This is a genomic window from Pedobacter sp. 01T416_2 (assembly GCF_056398925.1).
The window spans coordinates 1-3,456 of the sequence record NZ_JBFTQI010000646.1; the positions used below are offsets into that span (position 1 = coordinate 1).

A 3,456-nucleotide genomic window follows, 5' to 3' on the forward strand; every position below is an offset into this window, starting at 1 on the left:
AACCAGCTGATGAGGCTGTTAATTTTATGGTTCCGGTTTTTTCTGTTGATTGAAGAATGGCCAAACATAAACCATGGAAAGCTTTACGGTAACTGGCTTTAAAAGGCTCTAAACTTGCCTGAAACCCATTATCAACACCTGCAATAAAACCAACACCTTCAACCTGAAAATCAACCAGATTATCTGCATTTGGCACTACATTACCAGCAGCGTCTAAAACACGAACGGTTACAAAAGATAAATCTTTACCATCAGCTTTAATATTTTTCCGGTCTGCGATTAATTCAATTTTCGCCGGGTCCCCTGCGGTTTTCACTTCACGTACTAAAACATCTTTGCCACTTTTACGGGATACTGCTTTTAAAGTTCCAGGTTCAAAAGGCACATTCCAAAGCACATGTAAATCATCGCCCTGTTTTGATTTTTTCCCTAACGATTTTCCGTTCAGGTACAATTCTACCTCATCGGCATTGTTGTAATAGGCCCAAACTTCTACCGATTTTCCTTGTTTCCAGTTCCAATGAGGCAGAAGGTGTAACACAGGTTTGTTTGTCCACTCGCTTTGGTACATGTAATATGAATCTTTCGGGAAACCTGCTAAATCAACAATTCCAAAGTATGAGCTTCTTGCTGGCCACGGATAAGGTAAAGGCTCACCCAGGTAATCAAAACCCGTCCAAACAAATAAACCTGAAACATGATCGTATTTTTTAGCTGCTGCCCAGGTTTCTTCATGTGTAGAACCCCAATAAGCCGAAACATTATCGTAAGCCGATGCCGACCACTCGTTATTTCCCTCTGTAAATTTCGTTTTTCCATCTTTTGGCCAACGACGGATGGTATCGGCTGTATCGTAAAAACCCCTGGTTTCTAAAGCCGAAGTGGTTTCTGTARCCAAAAACTTCACTCCAGGATAATTTTTAGGGAAATCTTTATACAGTTTGTGGTTGTAGTTTAATCCATAAACATCTAATGCATTGGCCTGATAGATGAAGTTCTTTTCAGCTTTTGTTTCCGTTAACGCCGAAATTACAGGACGGGTTTTATCCAGATTTTTAACGATTGAGACTAACTCTCTTGTAATCGCAATGCCTGTACTATCAAACTGCTCGCGGATTTCGTTGCCGATGCTCCAAAGGATAATCGACGGGTGATTACGATCGCGTTTAATCATATCTTCCAGATCTCTTTTATGCCAGGCTGGAAAATCTAAGTGGTAATCGTTTTTGGTTTTCTTTTTCACCCACATATCGAAAGCCTCATCCATAACGAGGAAGCCCATTTTATCACATAAATCTAAAAATTCRGGTCCAGGTGGGTTATGGGCTGTACGGATAGCGTTCACCCCCATTGCTTTCATTATTTCCAGTTGGCGTTCCATTGCCCTCACATTCACGGCAGCACCCAGGGCACCTAAATCGTGGTGTAAACAAACACCTAAAATTTTCATTGGTTTTCCGTTTAATGAAAAGCCTTTAGCTGCATCGAAATTGAACTCACGAAGCCCAAAAGGTGTTGTATATTGATCAATAATCTTCCCATCAGCTTGCGCAATTTCTACCACCAACTTGTACATGTTCGGATGATCAACTGACCACAGTTTAGGATTAACTATTCCAAGACCATTAATTGCCATTATTGTAGAATTTTCGCTTGTATTGAGCGGCCATTCCTTTTTTTGCAATTGGATATTTTTATCATCCAAAATGGTCGTTAGGATTTTATAAGCACCTTTTGTGTTGAATTTAYTTTCAATCTCGATTTCCGCATTTACTGAAGCGATACTTTCACCAGGTTTTAATTTTCTGCTTTCGTTGCTTTGACCTTTATCGCCGCTGATTAGGAAGGTTTTCACAAAAGTGCCATTGCGTTTGATTGAAACTTTTGCTGCAGATGTAAGCCATACATTTCTATAAATCCCCGAACCCGAATACCAGCGCGAATCAGGCTGTGCTGAATTATCAACTTTAACTGCAATGATATTTTTCCCAGCTTTTAAGAATCTGCTGATCTCGTAAGAAAAAGAGCTGTAGCCGTAAGGCCTTTTGCCCAGATACTGACCGTTGATCCAAACCTCACTATTTTTATACACGCCATCGAATTCGATAGTGATTAATCTATCCTTAAAATTCGCAGGAGCTGTAAATTCTTTTCTGTACCAGCCAATGCCTGTGGGTAAACCGCCACCTTCAGGTTTTGCAGGGCTTTTCTCGTCGAATTTCCCCTCAATGCTCCAATCGTGCGGTAAAGTGAGTTTTCTCCATTTAAGATCGTTGTATGCTGGAGATTTTGCATTTGGTTCGTCTCCTAAAAGGAATTTCCAATCTTTGTTAAAGCTGGTTCTGATGCGGGGTTCCGGCCTAATCTTATATCGATTGGTCGTCATTGCGAGGCACGAAGCAATCTTACTACTATGGGTTGGCCGTTCTTTCGCATTAGGATTGCATTCCCGAAAAGTCGGGACAGGCAGTGCCTCGCAATGACGGGACGCCAACAAACCGAATGTCAGAAAAATTACAACTTTAAAATCAGGTAGCCTCTTCATCTTAATTCTTCCTTTCGCTTACAAAATTCACTTTACTCTTACCCAAATCTTTCGATGTGGCCACAGCAATGCCACGCTGATCCAGTTTATTAACTGCACAATAAAAATGGTATACTGTGCCTTTATATTTCAGTACAAAAGATTTATGTGCGTATAATTCATCATATTTTTCTGACGACTCAATCAGGTTACCACCGGTCCAATCGGTCCAGTTTACCAGGTCATTTGAGGCAGCAAAGCGATTAAATGAACCCTTTCTATCTTGCCAGAAAGCACCGAAGTAAAACATTACCCAGGTTCCATTAATGTTTTGAATTACAGCATCTCCTGTAATGCCAACAGGGTGATGAACAACAGGGTTTTTATTGAACCGTTGCCAATGAACCATGTCATCAGAAACCGCCATACCGATGCGTTCGTACCAGCGTGTTTTTTTATTGTTTGCTAAAGAATCACCTACAGCATTGTAGTACATTACAAAACGATGTCCTGTCAACTTCTGTTTATCTTCAATTACTGTGCTTTTAAATAATTTGTTCCGGTTTTCCCACCAACGTACATCTGCATCACCCGAAGTCAAAACAGGTTTGTCTAACCTATTCCATTCTTGAACCATTAATGGATCTTTTGTGGTATAAGCCATCCCGATAGATAAGGGTTCCACTTCATATCCTTTTTCTTTACCTCCGAAATACGACATCCAATATTTACCATCGAATTTATCAACACCATACTTTCCACCCCATTTGGTATCCAATAAAGCGTTGTAACCTGCTTTTTGGTTGTCGTCCCAATGGCCAGCATCTCCAAACGACATCAGTTTACCCTGATTTTCCCAGTGTAATAAATCTTTACTTTTTGCCAGCCAGGTTTCGTAACCACGACCGCTAAAAATAAGATAGGTCATGTAC

General features: G+C 40.5%; 2 protein-coding genes. Both read right to left on the reverse strand.

What is annotated here, in order from left to right:
• On the reverse strand, window positions 1-2,545 hold a 2,545-nt coding region (locus tag AC1DPQ_RS21735; RefSeq protein WP_477610848.1), incomplete at its 3' end, for a glycoside hydrolase family 2 TIM barrel-domain containing protein.
• A gap of 1 nt (window position 2,546) precedes the next feature.
• The coding region (locus AC1DPQ_RS21740; protein ID WP_477610849.1) for a glycoside hydrolase family protein at window positions 2,547-3,456 on the reverse strand (910 nt) is incomplete at its 5' end.